Source organism: Elioraea sp. Yellowstone, assembly GCF_006704265.1.
Taxonomy (GTDB): domain Bacteria; phylum Pseudomonadota; class Alphaproteobacteria; order Acetobacterales; family Acetobacteraceae; genus Elioraea.
Genome location: NZ_VIKA01000022.1, coordinates 1 through 20202, shown reverse-complemented (window position 1 = coordinate 20202; position 20202 = coordinate 1). Strand labels below are relative to the sequence as shown.

At 72.3% G+C, this 20202-nt stretch carries 20 protein-coding genes; 17 read left to right on the top strand and 3 right to left on the bottom strand.

The genetic code is table 11. The annotated features are described in order from the left end of the window. Positions 1-2 precede the first annotated feature (2 nt). The 8 genes from FK498_RS05520 to FK498_RS05485 all read left to right on the top strand — a co-directional run bounded on the left by FK498_RS05520 (position 3) and on the right by FK498_RS05485 (position 7935). A complete protein-coding gene (locus tag FK498_RS05520) occupies positions 3-704 on the top strand; it encodes a response regulator transcription factor (RefSeq protein ID WP_141852388.1) in 702 nt (233 codons plus the stop codon). Positions 705-723: 19 nt separating this feature from the next. After that, the gene (locus FK498_RS05515) at positions 724-2388 is read left to right on the top strand and encodes a stimulus-sensing domain-containing protein (RefSeq protein WP_141852359.1); all 1665 of its coding nucleotides are present in this window, start codon (positions 724-726) and stop codon (positions 2386-2388) included. Between the two features lie 152 nt (positions 2389-2540). Continuing rightward, positions 2541-3005, top strand: a complete 465-nt coding sequence (locus FK498_RS05510; protein ID WP_141852357.1) for an HPr kinase/phosphorylase — start codon at positions 2541-2543, stop codon at positions 3003-3005. Beyond that, entirely contained in the window at positions 3002-3946 is a 945-nt protein-coding gene (gene rapZ, locus FK498_RS05505; protein ID WP_141852355.1) for an RNase adapter RapZ, read from the top strand. The genes FK498_RS05510 and rapZ overlap by 4 nt, the downstream gene beginning before the upstream one ends. Before the next feature lie 10 nt (positions 3947-3956). Beyond that, positions 3957-4364, top strand: coding sequence for a PTS sugar transporter subunit IIA (locus FK498_RS05500; protein ID WP_141852353.1), 408 nt, complete (start codon positions 3957-3959; stop codon positions 4362-4364). A gap of 31 nt (positions 4365-4395) precedes the next feature. Continuing rightward, a complete protein-coding gene (locus FK498_RS20195; protein WP_141852351.1) occupies positions 4396-4758 on the top strand; it encodes an HPr family phosphocarrier protein in 363 nt (120 codons plus the stop codon). Continuing rightward, positions 4748-6580: a phosphoenolpyruvate--protein phosphotransferase gene (gene ptsP / locus FK498_RS05490; RefSeq protein WP_141852349.1), complete on the top strand. Its 1833-nt coding sequence runs from the start codon at positions 4748-4750 to the stop codon at positions 6578-6580. Before FK498_RS20195 ends, ptsP begins: the two co-directional genes overlap by 11 nt. 5 nt (positions 6581-6585) lie before the next feature. Beyond that, positions 6586-7935: an adenylosuccinate lyase family protein gene (locus FK498_RS05485; protein ID WP_141852347.1), complete on the top strand. Its 1350-nt coding sequence runs from the start codon at positions 6586-6588 to the stop codon at positions 7933-7935. Between the two features lie 51 nt (positions 7936-7986). Here FK498_RS05485 and FK498_RS05480 read toward each other — a convergent pair whose 3' ends face one another. Beyond that, entirely contained in the window at positions 7987-8289 is a 303-nt protein-coding gene (locus tag FK498_RS05480) for a hypothetical protein (protein WP_141852345.1), read from the bottom strand. A gap of 146 nt (positions 8290-8435) precedes the next feature. Here FK498_RS05480 and ahcY point away from each other — a divergent pair, with 146 nt between their 5' ends. From ahcY to infC, 6 genes are all read left to right on the top strand, one after another. Then, complete coding sequence (gene ahcY / locus FK498_RS05475; protein ID WP_237560841.1) at positions 8436-9857, top strand: adenosylhomocysteinase; 1422 nt, start codon at positions 8436-8438, stop codon at positions 9855-9857. A 64-nt stretch (positions 9858-9921) separates the two neighbouring features. Further along, complete coding sequence (locus FK498_RS05470; protein WP_141852343.1) at positions 9922-10353, top strand: DUF4149 domain-containing protein; 432 nt, start codon at positions 9922-9924, stop codon at positions 10351-10353. 86 nt (positions 10354-10439) lie between these two features. Beyond that, the gene (locus FK498_RS05465; RefSeq protein WP_141852341.1) at positions 10440-11528 is read left to right on the top strand and encodes a TRAP transporter substrate-binding protein; all 1089 of its coding nucleotides are present in this window, start codon (positions 10440-10442) and stop codon (positions 11526-11528) included. A gap of 47 nt (positions 11529-11575) precedes the next feature. Next, a complete protein-coding gene (locus FK498_RS05460; protein WP_141852339.1) occupies positions 11576-12523 on the top strand; it encodes a glycosyltransferase family 9 protein in 948 nt (315 codons plus the stop codon). A gap of 34 nt (positions 12524-12557) precedes the next feature. After that, positions 12558-14516 carry a threonine--tRNA ligase gene (gene thrS / locus FK498_RS05455; protein ID WP_141852337.1) on the top strand — a complete coding sequence of 653 codons (1959 nt, stop codon included), beginning with the start codon at positions 12558-12560 and terminating at the stop codon, positions 14514-14516. Positions 14517-14583: 67 nt separating this feature from the next. Continuing rightward, positions 14584-15102: a translation initiation factor IF-3 gene (gene infC / locus FK498_RS05450; protein WP_141852384.1), complete on the top strand. Its 519-nt coding sequence runs from the start codon at positions 14584-14586 to the stop codon at positions 15100-15102. A 179-nt stretch (positions 15103-15281) separates the two neighbouring features. On the opposite strand, the gene FK498_RS05445 is transcribed toward infC, so the two are convergent. After that, complete coding sequence (locus tag FK498_RS05445) at positions 15282-16145, bottom strand: M48 family metallopeptidase (RefSeq protein ID WP_161988323.1); 864 nt, start codon at positions 16143-16145, stop codon at positions 15282-15284. A gap of 151 nt (positions 16146-16296) precedes the next feature. On the opposite strand from FK498_RS05445, the gene FK498_RS05440 reads away from it, so the two are divergent. From FK498_RS05440 to ald, 3 genes are read left to right on the top strand one after another with little or no spacing between them, the layout of a single operon-like run. Next, positions 16297-17577, top strand: coding sequence for an AmpG family muropeptide MFS transporter (locus tag FK498_RS05440; RefSeq protein WP_237560840.1), 1281 nt, complete (start codon positions 16297-16299; stop codon positions 17575-17577). Beyond that, entirely contained in the window at positions 17574-17942 is a 369-nt protein-coding gene (locus FK498_RS05435) for a DMT family protein (protein WP_141852333.1), read from the top strand. The genes FK498_RS05440 and FK498_RS05435 overlap by 4 nt, the downstream gene beginning before the upstream one ends. A gap of 23 nt (positions 17943-17965) precedes the next feature. Continuing rightward, on the top strand, positions 17966-19084 hold the full coding sequence (gene ald, locus FK498_RS05430; protein WP_141852331.1) for an alanine dehydrogenase: 1119 nt from the start codon (positions 17966-17968) through the stop codon (positions 19082-19084). Here the strand turns inward: ald and FK498_RS05425 are convergent. Then, a partial coding sequence (locus FK498_RS05425) for an ATP-binding protein (protein ID WP_141852329.1) occupies positions 19085-20202 on the bottom strand: 1118 nt, incomplete at its 5' end.

Below are 20202 nucleotides of genomic sequence, written 5' to 3'. Positions count from 1 at the left end.
CGATGCCGCAGACGATCGCCCTGGTCGACGACGACCGCAACATCCTCACCTCGCTCGCGATGACGCTCGAGGCCGAGGGATACCAGGTCCGCACCTATACGGACGGCGAGAGCGCGTTGCATGGGCTCACCACCAAGCCGGTCGATCTCGCCGTGCTGGACATCAAGATGCCGCGCATGGACGGGCTCGAACTCCTGCAGCGCCTGCGCAAGCAGACGGCGCTGCCCGTGATCTTCCTCACCTCCAAGGACGAGGAGGTGGACGAGCTGATGGGTCTCAGGCTCGGCGCGGACGACTACATCACCAAGCCGTTCAGCCAGCGCCTCGTGATCGAGCGCATCCGCGCGCTCTTGCGCCGCAACGAGCTCGCGCGCGGCGAGGGTTCGGGCCAGCCGCCCGGCGGCGTGATGGTCCGCGGGTCGCTCTCGCTGGACGAGAACCGCCATCTCTGCACCTGGAAGGGCCAGCCGGTGCAGCTCACGGTGACCGAGTTCCTGCTGGTCAAGGCGCTCGCCGCGCGGCCGGGGATCGTCAAGAGCCGCGACCAGCTGATCGACGCCGCCTATGGCGAGAACATCTACGTCGACGACCGCACGATCGACAGCCACGTGAAGCGCATCCGCAAGAAGTTCCGCGCGGTCGACAGCGGCTTCGCGCAGATCGAGACCCTCTACGGCATCGGCTACCGCTACAAGGAGGAATGACCTCCGCCGCGGTGCCGGAATGCCCGATTCGGGAACGCTGAGCCGCGCCCGCCCCGCGGAGGGGGCGGCGCGCGGGACGCCGCGGCGGCTGCGCAAGCTCGTCTTCTCGCCGCTGCTGCGGCGGATCCTGCTGGTCAATGCGCTGCCGCTCGGCCTGCTGGTGGCGGCCCTCCTCTATCTTGACACCTACCAGGACGGGCTGATCGACGCCGAGGCCGCCTCCTTGCGCGTCCAGGCCCAGGTCTTCGCCGGCGCGATCGGCGAGAGCGCGACCTCGATCGAGGACCCGCAGCGTCCGGTGCTGGTGCCGGATCTCGCCCGCCCGCTGCTGCGCCGCCTGGTCGAGCCGACACCCTTCGCCCAGGCGCGGCTCTACGATCGCGCGGGCGAACTCGTCGCCGACAGCCGCGTGCGCACCGGACCGGGCGGGGCGGTGACGACCGAGCCCCTGCCGCCCCCGCCGCCCCGCCGTGGGCCCTTCGCCACCGCGATCGTCGCCGCCTACGAGGCCGTCATGACGCTCCTGCCCCGCACGACGTCCTACCCCGTCATCGGCGAGAGCGACGAATGGAACCCCGACATCAGGCCCCTGCTGGCCGCCGCGGTGGAGGGACAGGGTGCGCCCCTGGTGCGGCGCACGGCCGACGGCCGGCTGGTGGTGTCGGTCGCGGTGCCGGCGATCCGCAACCGCGAGACGGTCGGGGTGGTGCTGCTGACGCGCGAGGCGCGCGAGGTGGACGAGGCCCTGTTCCAGGTGCGCATGACGATCCTCGCCGCCTTCGGCCTCGCCCTCGCCCTGACCGTGGCGCTGTCCTTCTACCTCTCCACCACGATCGCGCGCCCGCTGCTCAGGCTTGCGCGCGCCGCCGAGCGGATGCGCGAGGGCCGCGGCCGGCGCGGCACGGTGCAGCCCTCGCTCAGGGCGCGGCGCGACGAGATCGGCGCGCTCGCCCAGGCGCTGGACGAGAGCGCGACCGCGCTCTGGAACCGAATGGACGCGATCGAACGCTTCGCCGCCGACGTCGCGCACGAGATCAAGAACCCCCTCACCTCGATCCGCAGCGCGATCGAGACCCTGCGCCGGGTGCAGGACCCGGAACGCCAGCAGCGCCTGCTCGCGGTGATCGCCGACGACGTGAAGCGGCTGGATCGGCTGATCAGCGACATCTCCGACGCGAGCCGGGTGGATGCCGAGCTCTCGCGCGTCGCCGTCGAACGCGTCGACATCGCGCCGATCCTGGCGACGCTCGCCGACATCCACGAGACCACGCGCACCCCCGACGCGCCGCGGCTCGTGCTGGAGGCGCCTGCCGCCGGGCTGACGGTGAACGGTCTCGAGGGACGACTGGTCCAGGTGTTCCGCAACCTGATCGGCAATGCGGTGTCGTTCAGCCCGAAGGGCGGGACGATCCGGCTGATCGGGCGGCGCACCGGCGGCATGGTGGAGGTCGCGGTCGAGGACGAGGGGCCCGGCATTCCCGAGGCCAAGCTCGAACACATCTTCGAGCGGTTCTACTCGGAGCGGCCGCAGGGGGAGCAGTTCGGCACGCATTCCGGGCTGGGCCTGTCGATCTCGCGCCAGATCGTCGAGGCGCTGCGCGGGCGGATCGTCGCCGAGAACCGGCGCGACGAGAAGGGGGCGGTCATCGGCGCGCGGTTCGTGGTGCGGCTGCCCGAGGCGTGAGGGGAGGCCGCCGGCGATCGGGGCCGCCTCGCTCGTCATGCCGGCCGCGGGTCGGGGGCCGGCCCTTGAACCCTGCCACAATCCGGTCAACATGCTGGCGGCGCCCGCGGCGCGGCCGGAGGAGGCCCCGGGCCACGGGTGCGCGAGGTGCGATGCAGGTTCATGCAAGCTGCTGCGCGTGGAGCGGTCTCGGCGTGCTGCTGCGCGGCACGCCCGGAAGCGGCAAATCCGATCTGGCGCTGCGTCTCGTCGATGCCGGCTTCCAGCTGGTTGCCGACGACCGGGTCGAGCTCGTCGCCGCGGACGGCGCCGTGACCGCCTCCGCCCCGCCCGCGCTCGCCGGGCTGATCGAGATCCGGGGCCTCGGCATCCTCGATCTCGGCGCCGCGGTCGCCGCGCGGCTCGGCCTGCTCGCCGACCTCGCGCCCGCTGCGACGATCGACCGGCTGCCCGAACCCGCGACCGAGGACCTGCTCGGCGTGCGGCTGCCGGTGATCCGGCTCGACCCGACCGCTCCCTCGGCGGTGGCGCGCCTGCGCGCCGCCCTCGCCGTGCTCGAGGGCCGGGCCGCCAGCCGCTGCGGCGCGCTCGGCGACCACATCCAGGCCGCCCGATGACGACCGATCCCCGGCCGCGCCGCCCGGTCGTGGTGGTGACCGGGCTCTCCGGCGCCGGCAAGTCCTCGGTGCTGCGCGCCCTCGAGGATCTCGGCTTCGAGGCGATCGACAACCCGCCGCTCAGGATGGTGGGCGAACTCCTGGGCGGAGAGCCGGCCGGGGCTGCGCCGCTCGCGATCGGCATCGACGCGCGCCGCACCGACTTCGACGGCGCCGCCGCCGAACGCCTGGTCGAAGACCTGCGCGCGCGCGCGGATCTCGACGTCACGCTGTTCTTCCTGATCGCCGAGGACGAGGTGCTGCTGCGCCGCTACACCGAGACGCGCCGGCGCCACCCGCTCGCCCCCCAGGGCCGCGTGAGCGACGGGATCGCGCGCGAGCGGGCGCTCCTCGAACCCCTGGGCGCGGCGGCGGACATCGTGCTCGACACCTCCGCCCTCGCGCCGGCCGATCTGCGCGCGATGATCGAGGCGCAATTCGGCGGCGACAACCAGGGCGCGATCACCATCGGCGTCGTCAGCTTCTCCTACGCGCGCGGGTTGCCGCGTGAGGCGGATCTCGTGTTCGACGTGCGTTTCCTGCGCAACCCGCACTATGTCGACGCGCTGCGGCCGCTCACCGGCCAGGACGCCGCGGTGGACGCCTACGTTGCCGCCGACCCGGATTTCGGGGCATTCTGGGCTCGCATGACCGGGCTTCTGGATGCCCTCTTGCCCCGCTACGTGCGGGAGGGGAAGAAGTATCTCACCATCGCTTTCGGCTGCACCGGCGGACGCCATCGCTCCGTCGCGGTCGCCGAGAGGATGGCGACGCATCTGCGCACGCAGGGATGGCGCGCGACGGTCGTCCATCGCGAACTCTGGAAGTCCGCGCCGCCGGAGACGGGTGCGTCCAGGCCCGCCCCCCCGCCCGACGCGGCGGCGGCGGCCGAGGTCAGGTGAAGGTCCTCAGATGATCGGTCTGGTGCTGGTGACGCACGGGCGGCTGGCCGAGGAGCTTCGGCTGGCGATGGAGCACGTGGTCGGTCCCCAGAAGGGCGTCGCCACGGTCTGCATCGGGCCGGAGGACGACATGGAGAAGCGCCGGCAGGACATCCTGCGCGGCATCGACACGGTGGATACGGGCGACGGCGTGGTGCTGCTGACCGACATGTTCGGCGGCACCCCCTCCAACCTCGCCATCTCGACCATGGACCGCAAGAACGTCGAGGTGATCGCCGGGGTGAACCTGCCGATGCTCGTCAAGCTCGCCTCGATCCGCTCCACCCATCCGCTCGGCCAGGCGGTCGGCTGCGCCCAGGATGCTGGGCGCAAGTACATCGCCGCGGCCAGCCGGCTGCTGCCGGAGACGTCGCGATGATGCGCCCGGCCGGGCCGCACGGGAGGTCGGCGTGAACGAATGGCCGCATGAAGCCGGTGAGGAGCGCCTCCCGCGCGACCCGGACGATCCCTTCCCGGTGCTCGAGCCCTGCACCGGGTCGGGACCGGTGCTCACGCGTACCGTCTGCATCCGCAACAAGCGCGGGCTGCATGCGCGCGCCGCCGCCAAGTTCGTCAAGCTCGCCGAGCAGTTCTCCGCCTGCGTGACAGTGCGACGGAACGGCCAAGCGGTCTCGGCGCGCTCGATCATGGGCCTGATGATGCTGGGAGCCGGCCCTGGCTGCGACGTGGTGCTCGAGGCCGAAGGCTGGGACGCGCGCGAGGCGCTCGACGCACTGGCCGGCCTAGTCGAGGCCGGCTTCGATGAGGACTGACGCCAGGCCGCGCCCGACACGGCGGCTGCGCGGCACGGCCGGACCCGGAGGCCCGGAGCGTGTGCTGGCCGGCCTCGCGGTCTCGCCCGGCATCGGAATCGGGCCCATCGCCCTCGCCGCCCAGGCGCCGGTCGAGGTCGAGCGGCGCGACCTCTTCGACGACCAGGTGCCGCACGAGATCGCCCGCTTCGACGAGGCGGTGGGGCTGTCGCGCAAGCAGCTCGCCAAGCTGAAGGCCCGGCTCTCGATCCTGCCCGAGGAGGCGAATCGCGAGCTCGCCCCGCTGCTCGACGCCTATGCGCAGATGCTCGGCAACTCCCGGCTGACGCGCGGCGTGCGCAAGCGCATCGCCGAGGCGAGGATCAATGCCGAGGCCGCGGTGGGCGAGGAGGCGGAGGCGATCGCCGCCCTCTTCCTCGCCGGCGACGACGACCGCGCCGGGCGCCAGCGCCGCGCCGAGGAGGTGCGCGAGATCGGCCGGCGGCTCGTGCGCAACCTGACGCGCACCCCGTGGCGCAGCTATGCCGGCCTGCCGCAGGGCAGCGTGCTGGTCACCGAGGCGCTCACCCCCTCCGACGCGGCCCTGCTCGAGCCGGCCAAGCTCGCCGCGGTGGCCGCCGAGGAGGGCGGCATGGAGGGCCACACCGCGATCATGCTGCGCGCGCTCGGCCTGCCGGCCGTGCTCGGCGCGGCCGGGCTGACCGATGCCGCGAAGCCGGGCGATCTCGCGATCGTGGACGGCACGGCCGGGCTCGTCACCCTCAACCCCTCGGCCGAGACGCTCGCCGCGGCGCGCAAGGCCGTCGCCGCCTTCGCGCGCGAGAACCAGCGTCTCGCCAAGCTGCGCCGCCTGCCCGCGGTGACCAGGGACGACGAGCCGGTCGAGCTGCAGGCGAACCTCGAACTGCCGATCGAGCTGCCGATGATCGCGCAGTCGGGCGCGGTCGGCATCGGGCTGCTGCGCACCGAGTTCCTGTTCATGAACCGCGACGACGTGCCCGACGAGGACGCCCAGGCCGAGGCCTATGGGCAGATCGTCGATGCGATGCAGGGCGATCCGGTGACCGTCCGCGTGCTCGACTGGGGCGGCGAGAAGCAGATCGAGAGCCTGATCGCACATGGCTGGGTGCCCGGCTCCGGCGGCGAGAACCCCGCCCTCGGCGTGCGCGGGCTCAGGCTGCTGCTGAAGGAGACCGAGCTCTTCGAGACCCAGCTCGCCGCGATCCTGCGCGCGGCGATGCGCGGGCCGGTGCGCGTGCTGCTGCCGATGGTGACGACGCCCGCGGAGGTGCGCACGGCGCGCGAGATCTACGAGCGGGTCGCGCGGCGGCTGAAGCGGCGCGGGCTCGACCTGCCCGACCCGCTGCCGCCCCTCGGCATCATGATCGAGACGCCGGGGGCAGCGCTGGCGGCCGACAGCCTGGCGCTGGAGGCCGACTTCTTCGCGATCGGCACCAACGACCTCGCGATGTACACGCTCGCGGTCGATCGCGCCGAGAGCGAGGCGGCGCACCTCTACGACCCGCTGCACCCGGCGGTGCTGCGGCTGATGCAGTTCGCCACCGAGGCCGCGCTCAGGATGCGCATGCCCGTCTCGGTCTGCGGCGAGATCGCGGGCGATCCGCGCCTGACGCCGCTTCTTCTGGGCCTGGGCATCCGCTCGCTGTCGATGTCCTCGGGGGCGGTGCCGCGCGTGAAGCAGGCGGTCCGGTCGGTCGCCATCGACGACTGCGCCCGCTTCGCGCGCACGGTGATGGAGCAGTCCGATCCCGCGCGCATCGCCGAGCTCGTCGCGGCGTTCTGGCAGAAGATCGACGCCTGACGCCGATGGCCGCGACCCCGTTCGACAGCAGGCTCTTCCGCGACATGGTCGGCACGGCGGCGATGCGCGCGGTGTTCGACGACGCCGCCCTGGTCGCGCGCTGGCTCGAGGTGGAGGCCGCGCTCGCGCGCGCCGAGGCGCGCCTCGGCGTGATCCCCGAGGAGGCGGCGCGCGCGATCGACGCGGCGGCGCGCACGATCGCCATCGACTGGGAACGGCTGCGCCGCGAGACCGAGACCGTCGGCTATCCCATCCTGCCGCTCGTGCACCAGCTCGCCGAGGCCGCCGGCGCGGCCGGGCGCTACGTCCACTGGGGTGCGACCACCCAGGACATCATGGACACCGCGACCGTGCTGCAGCTCCGCGCCGCACTCGACCTGGTCGCGGCCGACATCGCGGCGCTGCGCGGCATCCTGGCGGAGCTCGCGCGCGCCCATCGCGGCACGCCGATGGCGGGGCGCACGCACCTCCAGCAGGCGCTGCCCGTCACCTTCGGCTACAAGGCGGCGGTGTGGCTGTCGATGCTCGATCGCCACGCGGAACGGCTGACCCAGCTCCGCCCGCGCGTCGAGATGGGGCAGTTCGCGGGCGCGGCCGGCACGCTCGCCTCGCTCGGCGATCGGGGCTTCGCGGTGCAGGAAGCGTTCTGCGCCGAGCTCGGCCTCGCCGTGCCGCCGATCACCTGGCATGTCGCGCGCGACGGCATCGCCGAGGTGGTCGCGCTGCTCGGCCTGGTCACCGGCTCGCTCGCCAAGATCGCGACCGACGTGGCGCTGATGATGGCGACCGAGTTCGGGGGCGAGGTGATGGAGCCCTTCGTGCCCGGGCGCGGCGCCTCGTCCACCATGCCGCAGAAGCGCAACCCGATCTCCTGCGAGCTGATCCTCGCCACCGCCAGGGCGGTGCGCCAGCAGGTCGGGCTGGCGCTCGATGCGATGCTCGCGGACTTCGAGCGCGCCACGGGGCCGTGGCATCTCGAATGGCTTGCCGTGCCGGAGGCGTTCCTGCTCGCTGCCAGCTGCCTCGCCCAGGCACGCTTCATGCTGGCGGGGCTCGAGGTGCATCCGGACCGCATGCGCGCGAATCTCGCGCTGAGCCGCGGGCTGATCGTCGCCGAGGCGGTGATGATGGCGGCCGCCCCCGTGCTCGGCCGGCAGCGCGCGCACGACCTGGTGTACGCGGCGTGCCGCGACGCGCAGGCGCGCGGCGTGCCGCTGGTCGAGGCACTGGGCGCGGTTCCGGAGGTCGTCGAGGCGCTCGGCGGCGCGGATGCCGTCGCGGCGCACTGCGACCCCGCCACCTATCTCGGCCTCGCGCCGGCCATGGTCGATCGGATGCTGACCGCGCGGGACTGACCCCCTGCCGGCATGGCAGGGAACGCCGCGCCAGCGGCGGCACCGGTCCGGTCAGGGCCTGCGATAGGTCGCGCCGAAACGGTCGAGGAACTCCGGCAGGCTGAGACGCTGGGCACGGGTCAGGCAGGACGCCCCGTCCTTGAACTCGAAGACGTAGATCGTGACGGCATCGCCGGCGATGCCGAGCCGGCAGAAGCCCCGTTCCGGCGTCGGAGCGCCGTCCGGGCAGGCGCCGACATCGAGATGCGGCACGTTGTTCTCGAACTCGGCGTAGTCGATCCAGCACGCCGTCTCGGCGGCAGCGGGCAGGGCCAGCAGGGTGAGGGCGGCGGCGAGGACGAGGCGGTGGGGCATGGGCGTTCCGTGGTCTCGGGGTGTCGGGGTCGGCACGGTATACGAGACTGCATGCGAGAATGCGAGTCATTCGCAATCTCTGCCGCACCGGTGGCAAACCCCGCCCCCCCGTGCTAGGCCGCAGCATCCAGCGAAGGACCGTCCCGATGCCCGAGAGCCCGATGCCCGGCGCCCCCGCCGACTACGTCGTCCGCGACCTTGCCCTGGCCGACTGGGGCCGCAAGGAGATCGCGATCGCCGAGACCGAGATGCCCGGGCTGATGGCGATCCGCGCCGAGTACGGGCCGAAGCAGCCGCTCAAGGGCGCGCGCATCGCCGGCTGCCTGCACATGACGATCCAGACCGCGGTGCTGATCGAGACGCTGAAGGCGCTCGGCGCCGACGTGCGCTGGTCGTCCTGCAACATCTTCTCGACCCAGGACCATGCCGCGGCCGCGGTCGCCGCCTCCGGCACGCCGGTCTTCGCCGTGAAGGGCGAGACGCTCGCCGAATACTGGGATTACGTGCGCCGCACGCTCACCTGGGGCGACGGCGGGGTGCCCAACCTGCTGCTCGACGACGGCGGCGACATGACGCTGTTCGTCCATCTCGGCGTGCGCGCGGAAGGCGGCGACACGGCGTTCCTGGAGCAGGCCGGCAACGAGGAGGAGGAGGTCCTGTTCGCGCTGGTCAAGGACACGCTCAGGACCCGGCCCGGCTGGTTCGCCAGGCTCGCCGAGGCGATCCGCGGCGTCTCCGAGGAGACCACCACCGGCGTGCACCGGCTCTACCAGATGGAGAAGGAGGGGCGGCTCTTGTTTCCCGCCATCAACGTCAACGACAGCGTGACCAAGTCGAAGTTCGACAATCTCTACGGCTGTCGCGAGAGCCTGGTGGACGGCATCCGCCGCGGCACCGACGTGATGATGGCCGGCAAGGTGGCGATGGTCTGCGGGTTCGGCGATGTCGGCAAGGGCTCGGCGGCGAGCCTGCGCAGCGCCGGCTGCCGCGTGATGGTGAGCGAGGTCGATCCGATCTGCGCGCTCCAGGCGGCGATGGAGGGCTACGAGGTGACGACAATGGAGGATGCCGCGCCGCGCGCCGACATCTTCGTCACCGCCACCGGCAATGTCGACGTCATCACGATCGAGCACATGCGGGCGATGAAGGACCGGGCGATCGTCTGCAATATCGGTCATTTCGATGCCGAGATCCAGGTCGCCGCCCTGCGGAACTTCAAATGGCACAACGTGAAGCCGCAGGTGGACGAGATCGAGTTCCCGGACGGCAAGCGCATCATCCTCCTGTCCGAAGGGCGGCTGGTCAATCTCGGCAACGCCACCGGCCACCCCTCCTTCGTGATGTCCTCCTCGTTCTCCAACCAGACGCTCGCGCAGATCGAGCTCTGGACGAACCCGGGCAAGTACCAGAGGAAGGTCTATGTGCTGCCCAAGGCGCTGGACGAGAAGGTGGCGGCGCTGCATCTCGCCAAGCTCGGCGCGAAGCTGACGAAGCTCACGCCCAAGCAGTCCGCGTATATCGGCGTGCCGCAGTCCGGCCCGTTCAAGCCCGAGACCTACCGCTACTGACCGTGGCGCGGGTCGCACCCGTCACCGCCGCCGGGCACGGCGCCGCACGCGCGGCCTGAGCCCGATGGAGGCCCTCGCCACCGGGGTCGGCCTGTTCGCGACCGCCCTCCTCCTGGGCGGGATGGCGTTCTTCGCCTTCGTCGTCGCGCCGGCCGTGTTCCGCGCGCTCGGTGCCGAGGCGGCCGGGGCGTTCCTGCGCCGGCTGTTCCCCGTCTACTACGTCTGGTGCGCCGGCATGGCCGCGACCGCCGCCGTTGCGCTCGTGCCCCTGGCCTGGGAGGCGGCCGGGGTGATGGCGATCGTGGCGGCCGGCTTCGTCTTCGCCCGCCAGGCGCTGATGCCGCGGATCAACGCCTATCGCGACGCCGCGCGGGCGGGCGATGCGTCCGCGCAGGCGCGTTTCGTCGGGCTGCATCGGCTCTCGGTCGCGATCAACCTCGCCCAGATGCTGCTGGCCGCGCTGGTGCTGGTCGGCTTCGCCGGGCGCGCCTGGTAGCCGCTTCCGCGCCGCAGGGGCTTCGGCTAAAGCTTGGCGCAGGCGGGCAGCAAGCCCGCGCCAGTCCTTCAGGGAGGCTCCTCCGCATGAAGCGTCGCACCCTCTTCGCCGCGGGCGGCGCCGCCGCCGCGGCCACCACGCTCGCCACCCCGGCGATCGCCCAGGGCCGCGTGCAGTGGCGCATGGTGACGTCCTGGCCGCGCGGCTTCCCGGGCCTCGGCGTCGGCGCCGAACGCATCGCACGCCACGTGGCCGAGATGTCGGGCGGGCGGTTCACCATCCAGGTCTTCGCCGCCGGCCAGCTCGTGCCCCCGCTCGGCGTGTTCGACGCGGTCACGCAGGGCGGCGCCGAGATGATGCACACCGCCTCCTACTACTGGCAGAACCGCAACCGCGGCCTGAACTTCTTCACCGGCGTGCCGTTCGGCATGACCTCGAAGGAGATCCGCGCCTGGATCCGCTACATGGGCGGACAGGAGATCTGGGACGAGATCTACGCCCAGTTCAACCTCAAGGGCTTCATGGCGGCAGACACCGGGCTGCAGGCGGCGGGATGGTTCCGCAAGGAGATCAACACCGTCGCCGACATCCGCGGGCTCAAGTTCCGCACCCCCGGCCTGGGCGGCGAGTGCTGGCGCCGGATCGGCGCGGCGGTGGTCAATCTCGGCGCGGGCGAGATCCTGCCCAACCTCCAGTCGGGCGCGCTCGACGCGGCCGAGTTCGTCGGCCCCGTCACCGATCTCGCGCTCGGCTTCCACCAGGCGGCGAAGTTCTACTACTGGCCCTCGGTGATCGAGCCCGGCCTCGCCGCCGAGTGCTCGGTGGACAAGCGCAAGTTCGACGCGCTGCCGGCCGACCTGAAGCGCATCCTCGAGGTTGCAATCCAGGCCGACTACGACCAGGTCGCGGCCGACTTCGAGGCCAACAACATCACCGCGCTCCGCCGGCTGGTGAGCGAGTTCGGCGTGCAGGTGAGGATGCTGCCCGACGAGATCGCGGTCGCGCTCGGCAAGGCCGCCGGCGAGATCCTGGCCGAGCTGCGCGATGCGGGCGATCCGCTGACGCGGAAGACCGTCGAGAGCTTCATCAAGGCGCGCACCGCGCTGATGGAGCAGAGCGGGCTGACGGACGAGCCCTATGCGCGGATGCGGCGGCTCGACTTCAAGTATCTCTGAACGGGACGTTTGCGGGGGGCCGCCGGCCCCCCGGTGACGCGCGCGCCATGACCGCGATCCTGGTGATCAAGCATGGTGCGCTCGGCGACCTGGTGCAGGCCTTCGGGCCCTTCGCGGCGATCCGCGCGCACCATGCGGGCGCGCGGATCGACCTTCTGACCACCCCGCCCTTCGCCGCGCTGATGGCCCGGGCGCCCTGGTTCGACCGCGTGCTGACGGACGATCGTCCGCCCTGGTGGAACCTGCCCGCGCAGGCGGCCCTCGCGCGCCGACTCGCCCGCGGCGGCTACGGCCGCGTCTACGACCTGCAGACCTCGGCGCGCTCCTCGCGCCTGCTCCGCGGGATGCGCCTGTTCGGCACATATCCGGAATGGAGCGGCATCGCGCGCGGGGCCTCGCACCCGCATGCCAATCCCGGCCGCGACGCGATGCACACCCAGGACCGCCAGCGCGAACAGCTCGCGAGCGCTGGCGTGACGTCGTTTCCCGCCCCGGACCTTGCCTGGCTCGACGGCGACGTGTCGCGCTTCGCCCTGCCGGGGCGGATCGCGCTCGTGATCCCCGGCGCGGCGCCGCATCGGCCGGCCAAGCGCTGGCCGGCACGACACTACGGCGCGCTCGCCGCGCGGCTGGCCGGCATCGGACTGACCCCCGTCATCCTCGGCACCGCGGCCGAGGCGCCGCTGGCCGACGCGATCCGCACGGGCTGCCCCGAGGCGCGCGACCTCACCGGACAGACCACGATCGGCGACATCGCCGCGCTCGCCCGCCGTGCCGCGCTCGCGATCGGCAACGACACCGGGCCGATGCATCTGATCGCCGCGCTCGGCACGCCTTCGGTGGTGCTGTTCTCGGCCGCGAGCGACCCTGCCCTCTGCGCCCCGCGCGGGCGCGAGGTGCGCATCCTGCGCGTGCCCGACCTGCGCGATCTGCCGCCCGCCCGGGTGATCGCGGCGGCCGCCGCGCTTGACGCCCCCGCCGCCCGGCCCGCATAGACGCCCCCTGCCCGAGAACGGCCGAGGAACACCCATGCCCGCCATCACCCTGCCCGACGGATCCGTGCGCCGCTTCGACGCCGCCGTCACGGGCACGGAGATCGCGGCCGCGATCGGACCCGGCCTCGCCAGGGCGGCGATCGCGATCGAGGTGGACGGCGCGCTGTGGGACCTCTCGCGCCCGATCGAGAGGGACGCGCGCGTGCGCCTGATCACCCGCAAGGATCCGGAGGCGCTCGAGCTGATCCGCCACGACTGCGCGCACGTTCTGGCCGAGGCCGTGCAGGAGCTCTTCCCCGGCACGCAGGTGACGATCGGGCCGCCGATCGAGAACGGCTTCTACTACGACTTCGCGCGCGACACTCCGTTCACGCCCGAGGACTTCCCTGCGATCGAGGCGAAGATGCGCGAGATCATCGCGCGCGGCGCGGCCTTCGAGCGCATCGTCACCACCCGCCACGAGGCGATCGAGCTGTTCCGGGCCAAGGGCGAGACCTACAAGGTGCAGCTCATCCAGGACCTGCCGCAGGGCGAGACGATCACCCTCTACCGCCAGGGCCAGTGGATCGATCTCTGCCGCGGCCCCCACATGCCGACCGTCGGGCACGTGGGCGACGCGTTCAAGCTGATGAAGGTCGCGGGCGCCTACTGGCGCGGCGACCATCGCAACGCGATGCTCTCGCGCATCTACGGCACCGCGTGGCGCGACCGCAAGGAGCTCGATGCCTATCTGCACCAGCTCGCGGAGGCGGAACGGCGCGACCACCGGCGCATCGGCAAGGAGATGGGCCTCTTTCACCTCCAGGAGGAGGCGGTCGGCTCGGTGTTCTGGCACCCCAAGGGCTGGCGCCTCTACCGCACCGCCGAGAGCTACATGCGCCGCCGCCTCGAGGCCGCCGGCTATGTCGAGGTGAGGACGCCCCAGCTGGTCGACCGCGCGCTCTGGGAGGCCTCCGGCCACTGGGAGAAGTTCCGCGAGAACATGTTCGTGGCCAGCGTCGAGGACGAGGACGAGGCATCGCGCGTGCTCGCGCTCAAGCCGATGAACTGCCCCTGCCACGTGCAGATCTTCAACACCCGGATCCGCTCCTACCGCGACCTGCCGCTGCGCATGGCCGAGTTCGGCTCCTGCCACCGCTACGAGCCTTCGGGCGCCCTGCACGGCATCATGCGCGTGCGCGCCTTCACCCAGGACGACGCGCACATCTTCTGCACCGAGGACCAGATCGCCGACGAGACGGTGCGCTTCGTCGACCTGCTCTCCTCGGTCTATCGCGACTTCGGCTTCGCGAGCTTCCAGGTGAAGTTCTCCGACCGGCCGGCCAGGCGCGCCGGCAGCGATGCGGTGTGGGACCAGGCCGAGGCGGCGCTGAAGGAGGCCTGCGCAAAGGCCGGGGTCGGCTACACGCTGAACCCGGGCGAGGGCGCGTTCTACGGCCCCAAGCTCGAGTTCGTGCTGCGCGACGCGATCGGGCGCGACTGGCAGTGCGGCACGCTGCAGGTCGATTTCGTGCTGCCCGAACGGCTCGATGCGCTCTACGTCGCGGCCGACGGGTCGCGCCGCCGGCCGGTGATGCTGCACCGCGCGATCCTCGGCAGCTTCGAGCGGTTCCTCGGCATCCTGATCGAGCAGTATGCCGGCCGCTTCCCGCTCTGGCTCGCTCCCGTTCAGGCGGTGGTGGCGACCATCACCTCGGATGCGGATCCTTACGCGCGCGAGGTCGCGGCCGCGCTTGCGCGCGCCGGGCTCGCGGTCGAGGCGGATCTCTCGAACGCCAAGATCCAGGCCAAGATCCGCGAGCATTCGGTCGCGCACGTGCCGGTGATCGTGGTGGTCGGCCGCAAGGAGGCGGAGGCGCGCACGGTCGCGCTGCGCCGGCTCGGCGGCGAGGCGCAGCAGATCATGCCGCTCGACCAGGTGGTGAAGGCGCTGGCGGAGGAGGCGAGCCCGCCCGACCTGCGCGCGCCGGCGACGGTTGAAGCCGCCGCCTGAACGGCCCATTCTCTACGCGTCCACAACGGCAGAGGAGGCTCGAGCCATCCCACCGCGTCCGACCACCCTGGCGCCGCCGACCCGCGAGGGTCCGCGCGTCAACGAAGACATCCGCATCCCCCAGGTCCGCCTGATCGGCGCCGAGGGGGAGATGATCGGCGTCCTGCCGACCCGCGAGGCGCTCTGGCGCGCCCGGGAGGCGGGGCTGGATCTCGTGGAGATCTCCCCCAACGCCGATCCGCCCGTCTGCAAGATCCTCGACTTCGGCAAGTACAAATACGAACAGCAGAAAAAGAAGAACGAGGCGCGAAAGAAACAGAAGGTCGTCGAGATCAAGGAGATCAAGATCCGGCCCAACATCGACGACCACGACTACGACGTGAAGATGCGCCAGGCCCGGAACTTCATCGGCGAAGGCGACAAGGTGAAGGTCACGCTCCGCTTCCGCGGCCGCGAACTCGCCCATGTCGATCTCGGCATGAAGGTGCTCGAGCGCGTCAAGGGCGAACTCGACGGGATCGCCAAGGTCGAGCAGATGCCGCGCATGGAGAACCGGCAGATGATCATGGTGCTGGCGCCGCGCTGAAGCGGGCCAACCGCCCGGCGCGGCCGCGCCGCTCCAGGAACCCGATCCACGTCCACTCATGACGTGGATGGACATGGGCGTGCTCGCTCAACCAGCCTGCCCCGGATCTCCGCTGACGCTCGCCGTTGTCGCGCTCGCCCGGGCGGCGGCGCCCGGCTGACGCCGGGCCGCGGCCGCAATCACGCGCGGCCCTTCGCCCGCAGCGCCGCGACGATCTCGGGATCCTCGCGCACCAGACGCGCGAGCCGTTCGCGCCGGTCGCCGTAGGAGGGGTGGGTGGAGAGGAAGCTCGGCCCGCCGCTTCGACCCTCCTGGGCCTCCATCCGGTCCCAGAAGCGCTGTCCGGCCTCCGGATCATATCCGGCGCGCGCGGCATAGAGCAGGCCGAGCCGGTCCGCCTCGTACTCGTGGCTGCGCGAGAAGGCAGCGCCGCCAAGGGCGACGCCGAGCCCCAGGGCCGCGCCGATCGCCGGCGAGTAGCGGCGGCCGACGGCGGCGCCGGCGGCGGTGCCGACCACCACGGCGCCGATCGAGAGGGCGAGCTGCTGGCTCACCCGCTCCTGCGCATGACGGCCGGCGAGATGGCCCATCTCGTGGCCCATCACCAGGCCGAGCTCGCTGTCGTCGCCGCGGGTGAACCGCCACAACCCGTCGTAGTAGCCGGAGTATCCGTTGGGCAGCACGAAGGCGTTGACGGAACGATCATCGAGCAGTTCCGGCCGGAAGCCGCGGCGCGGCCGGGGTGCGTCCTCGACGCTGCCGAGCCGGTCGGCGAGCCGCTCGAGGCGGCGCTGCCGCTCCGGATCGCGCAGCACGCCGGTGCGGCGGCGGATGTCCCGCTCGGCCATGTTCGACATCTGCTCGAGCTCCTCCTCGGAGACGAGGATGAGCTGCGATCGCCCGAGCGCGGGGTTCTGCTGGCAGCCGCCGAGCGGCAGGCCGAGCGCCATCGCGGTGAGCACGCTCGCGCCCGCGGCGATCAGGTCACGCCGACGATGCGCATAGGCAGGCGCGGCAGGCGCGCCATCACTCCGGCTGGTCATGAACCGTCCCCGCTTCCGATCCATCGGGGCGAGGGTATCATCCCATCCCGTTCCGATCATCCGTGCCGCCCGGCTGGTCGCGCAGCGATGAACGGGGCGCAGAGCCGGAGCCCGCCGTCCCCATGGCCATCGTCGCCCGTCGATCCGCCGCGTGAGCGCTCGCCTTCGCCGCATCCCTCCGCCGTTGCCGCGCCCCGACCGTGCGCTCGCGGCGCTGCTGCTGCTCGGCTTCTCGGCCGGGCTGCCTCTGCCCCTGACCGGCTTCACGCTGCGCCAGTGGTTCGCGGAGGCCGGCGTCCCGCTCGGCGAGATCGGCCTGACGGCGCTGATCGGTCTCGCCTACACCTTCAAGTTCGTCTGGGCGCCCGTGCTCGACCACGCCCGCCCGCCGCTCGCCGCGCTCGGGCGGCGGCGCGGCTGGCTCGCGCCGGTGCAGATCGCGCTTGCGCTGGCGATCGCCGCGCTCGCCTTCACCGACCCGGCCGGGGATGCGCGCGCCACCGTGCTGGTCGCCGTCGCGATCGCCTTCCTTTCGGCCACCCAGGACATCGCGATCGACGCGTTCCGCATCGAATCGCTGCCGCCGAGCCGGCAGGGGCTCGGCCTCGCCGCCTATGTCTGGGGCTACCGGATCGCCCTGCTCGCCGCCAGCCCGGGCGCCTTCACGATCGCCGAATACGCCGGCTGGCGCGTGGCCTTCCTCAGCCTCGCCGCGCTGATGGGCGTGGGCCTTGCGACCACGCTGTTCGTCGCGCGCGAGTTGCGCGCGCGCGCCATCCCGGCGCCGGCGGGCTGGGGGGCGCGGCTGCGTCTGGCGGTGGTGGATCCGTTCCGCGACATGCTGACGCGACCCGGCTGGCCGCTGATCCTCGGCTTCGTCGCGCTCTTCAAGCTGGGCGAGGCGCTGGCCGGGGTGATGACGGCGCCGTTCTACCGCGCGCTCGGCTTCTCGCGCCTCGACGTCGCCGCCGTCTCCGGCGTGTTCGGCCTGGCCGCGACCCTCGCGGGCGTCACGCTCGGCGGCGTGCTGGTCGCCGGCATCGGCGTCGGCCGCGCGCTGATCGCGACCGGCCTGATGCAGATGCTCTCGAACCTGATGTATGTCGCGCTCGCCGAGGCCGGCCGGTCGGTGCCGATGCTCTGGCTGCAGGTCGCGGTCGAGAACACCACCGACGGGCTCGCCGACGCCGCCTTCGTCGCCTATCTGTCCGGCCTGACCAGCACCGCCTTCACGGCGACGCAGTATGCGCTCCTCTCCTCGCTTGCCGCGGTGCCCTTGCGCACGCTCGGCGCCTCGAGCGGCTATCTCGCCGAGGCCCTGGGCTGGACGCCCTTCTTCCTCCTGACCACCGCCGCCGCACTGCCCGGCATGGCGCTGATGCTCGTCCTGCTGCGCCGCTTCCCGCCGCGCGAGAACGGAGAGACCGCATGATCCCGCTGCCTGCACCGTGGCTTGCCTGGGTGCTGCCGCCTTTGCTGCTGATCGGTTCGAACGTGCTGATGACCTTCGCCTGGTACGGCCACCTGAAGCGGCCGCACTGGAGCCTGGGGCTTGCCATCGTCGCCTCCTGGGGCATCGCCTTCTTCGAGTACTGCCTCGCCGTGCCGGCCAACCGCATCGGCTTCGGCGCCTACACCGCGCAGCAGCTCAAGGTGATGCAGGAGGTGATCACCATGGCGGTGTTCGCCGCCTTCGCCGTCTGGTTCCTCAAGGAGCAGCTCACCTGGAACTACCTCGCCGCCGCCATCTGCCTCGTCGCCGCCGTGGTATTCATCTTCCTGCCGGTGCAGAAGTAGCGGCGGGCAGGCGGAGGCAGCGCGTGAAGATCGGGGTTCCCACCGAGGTGAAGGTGCACGAGTACCGCGTCGGGCTCGTGCCTGCGTCCGTGCGCGAGCTCGTGCACGGCGGCCACGAGGTCGTGGTGCAGACGGGCGCGGGCGCCGGGATCGGCTTCACCGACGACGCCTACCGCGCCGCCGGCGCGACCATCCTGCCCGACGCGGAATCGGTGTTCGCCGCGGCGGAGCTCGTGGTGAAGGTGAAGGAGCCGCAGCCGGCCGAGTGCGCCATGCTGCGGCCGGGCCAGGTGCTGTTCACCTATCTGCATCTCGCGCCCGATCCCGCGCAGGCCGAGGCGCTGATGGCCTCGGGCGCGACGGCGATCGCCTACGAGACGGTCACCGACGCGGCCGGCGGGCTGCCCCTGCTCGCGCCGATGAGCGAGGTCGCGGGCCGGATGGCGGTGCAGGTGGGCGCGCGCTGTCTCGAGAAGGAGGCCGGCGGCGCCGGCATCCTGCTCTCCGGCGTGCCCGGGGTGCGGCCGGGCCGCGTCTGCATCATCGGCGGCGGCGTGGTCGGCTCGAACGCCGCGCGCATCGCGGTCGGCATGCGCGCGCGCGTCACGGTGCTGGACAAGAACCTCCGCCGCCTCGACGCGCTCGACCAGGAGTTCGGCGGCAGCGTGGCGACCGTCTATGCCACCATGGACGCGATCGAACGCGAGGTGCTGCGCGCGGACCTCGTGATCGGCGCGGTGCTGGTGCCCGGCGCGGCGGCGCCCAAGCTCGTCAGCCGCGCCACGGTCGCGAGGATGAAACCCGGCTCGGTGATGGTGGACGTGGCGATCGACCAGGGCGGCTGCTTCGAGACCTCGCGCCCGACCACCCATGCCGAGCCGACCTACGTGGTGGACGGGATCGTGCACTACTGCGTCACCAACATGCCGGGCGCGGTCGCCCGCACCTCGGCAGCGGCGCTGAACAATGCCACCCTGCCCTTCGTGCTGGCGCTCGCCGGAAAGGGCTGGCGCCGTGCGATGGCCGAGGACCGGCACCTGCTCGCCGGACTGAACGTGCATGCGGGACGGATCACGCATCCTGCGGTGGCGTCCGCGCTGGGCCAGAGGCTCTGGCGCGCCGAGGAGGCGATCGTGCCCTGATCACCCGCGCGCCGCGGCCCCGGCTTCTGGCTCCGCCGCCGGCAGCCAGACCGTGAAGGTCGCGCCCCGGCCCTCCTCGCTCGCGATCTCGAGGCTGCCGCGGTGGCGGTTGAGGATGTGCTTGACGATCGCGAGCCCGAGCCCGGTACCGCCGATCGCGCGCGACCGCGCCGCATCGACACGGTAGAAGCGCTCGGTCAGGCGCGGGATGTGCTGGCGCGGGATGCCCGGGCCGTCGTCGCTCACCGCGACCGTGATCCCCGGCGGCCGCCCCCCGTGCGGCGGCGCGGGCGCCACCCGGATGACGACCCGTCCGCCTTCGCGGCCGTACTTCGCGGCGTTGTCCAGCAGATTGGCCAGGACCTGGGCAATCTGATCCTGGTCGGCAACGATCGGCCGCACCCCATCGGCGATCTGGAGCTCGATGCGCATCCGCCGTGCCGCGAAGCGGGGCTCGAGCGCCTCGGCGGAACGGCGCGCCAGGACGGCGAGATCGGCGCTGCCCTTGGGCGGGGTATGCTCGGTCATCTCGATGCGCGAGAGCGAGAGCATGTCGTCGATCAGCCGGCTCATCCGCTGCGCCTGCTCGGCCATGATGGCAAGGAAGCGCGCCTGCGCCTCGCGGTCCTCGGCCGCAGGGCCGCGCAGCGTCTCGATGAACCCGATCAGGCTCGTGAGCGGCGTGCGCAGCTCGTGGTTCGCGTTGGCGACGAAGTCGGCGCGCATCTGCTCGATGCGGCGCTCGCGCGTGCGGTCCGACAGCACGAGCACGATCCGCCCGCGGTCCGGCGGCTCCGGCTCGAGCCCGATCGCGTGGACGATCAGCTCGCGCTCCACCGGCACGGGCAGCGTGACCGCCACGCTCTCCGCCGCGCCGTTGGCGACGACGCGATCGAGCGCTGCGCGCAGCGCCGGGTGGCGCAGCAGCGCGCCGAGATCGGGCGCACGTCCGCCCGGCGGCGTGAAGATCTCGCGTGCCGCCGCGTTCAGGACGGTCGGCCGCGCCTCGGCGTCGAGCACGATCAGCGGATCCGGCAGGCTCTCGACGATCCGGCCGGCCTCGCGCGCGAGGCGATCGCCCTCGCGAGCGCGCGCGCGCAGCGAGTGCGCCAGCCGGC

What these genes read in the sequence shown, in the direction of transcription:
- thrS (WP_141852337.1), top strand. Translation starts at nt 12,558, where the DNA reads ATGCCCGCCATCACCCTGCCCGACGGATCCGTGCGCCGCTTCGACGCC.
- FK498_RS05510 (WP_141852357.1), top strand. Translation starts at nt 2,541, where the DNA reads ATGCAGGTTCATGCAAGCTGCTGCGCGTGGAGCGGTCTCGGCGTGCTG.
- rapZ (WP_141852355.1), top strand. Translation starts at nt 3,002, where the DNA reads ATGACGACCGATCCCCGGCCGCGCCGCCCGGTCGTGGTGGTGACCGGG.
- FK498_RS05445 (WP_161988323.1), bottom strand. Translation starts at nt 16,145, where the DNA reads ATGACCAGCCGGAGTGATGGCGCGCCTGCCGCGCCTGCCTATGCGCAT.
- FK498_RS05465 (WP_141852341.1), top strand. Translation starts at nt 10,440, where the DNA reads ATGAAGCGTCGCACCCTCTTCGCCGCGGGCGGCGCCGCCGCCGCGGCC.
- FK498_RS05480 (WP_141852345.1), bottom strand. Translation starts at nt 8,289, where the DNA reads ATGCCCCACCGCCTCGTCCTCGCCGCCGCCCTCACCCTGCTGGCCCTG.
- FK498_RS05460 (WP_141852339.1), top strand. Translation starts at nt 11,576, where the DNA reads ATGACCGCGATCCTGGTGATCAAGCATGGTGCGCTCGGCGACCTGGTG.
- FK498_RS05500 (WP_141852353.1), top strand. Translation starts at nt 3,957, where the DNA reads ATGATCGGTCTGGTGCTGGTGACGCACGGGCGGCTGGCCGAGGAGCTT.
- FK498_RS05520 (WP_141852388.1), top strand. Translation starts at nt 3, where the DNA reads ATGCCGCAGACGATCGCCCTGGTCGACGACGACCGCAACATCCTCACC.
- FK498_RS05470 (WP_141852343.1), top strand. Translation starts at nt 9,922, where the DNA reads ATGGAGGCCCTCGCCACCGGGGTCGGCCTGTTCGCGACCGCCCTCCTC.
- FK498_RS05435 (WP_141852333.1), top strand. Translation starts at nt 17,574, where the DNA reads ATGATCCCGCTGCCTGCACCGTGGCTTGCCTGGGTGCTGCCGCCTTTG.
- FK498_RS05515 (WP_141852359.1), top strand. Translation starts at nt 724, where the DNA reads ATGCCCGATTCGGGAACGCTGAGCCGCGCCCGCCCCGCGGAGGGGGCG.
- FK498_RS05485 (WP_141852347.1), top strand. Translation starts at nt 6,586, where the DNA reads ATGGCCGCGACCCCGTTCGACAGCAGGCTCTTCCGCGACATGGTCGGC.
- ptsP (WP_141852349.1), top strand. Translation starts at nt 4,748, where the DNA reads ATGAGGACTGACGCCAGGCCGCGCCCGACACGGCGGCTGCGCGGCACG.
- ahcY (WP_237560841.1), top strand. Translation starts at nt 8,436, where the DNA reads ATGCCCGAGAGCCCGATGCCCGGCGCCCCCGCCGACTACGTCGTCCGC.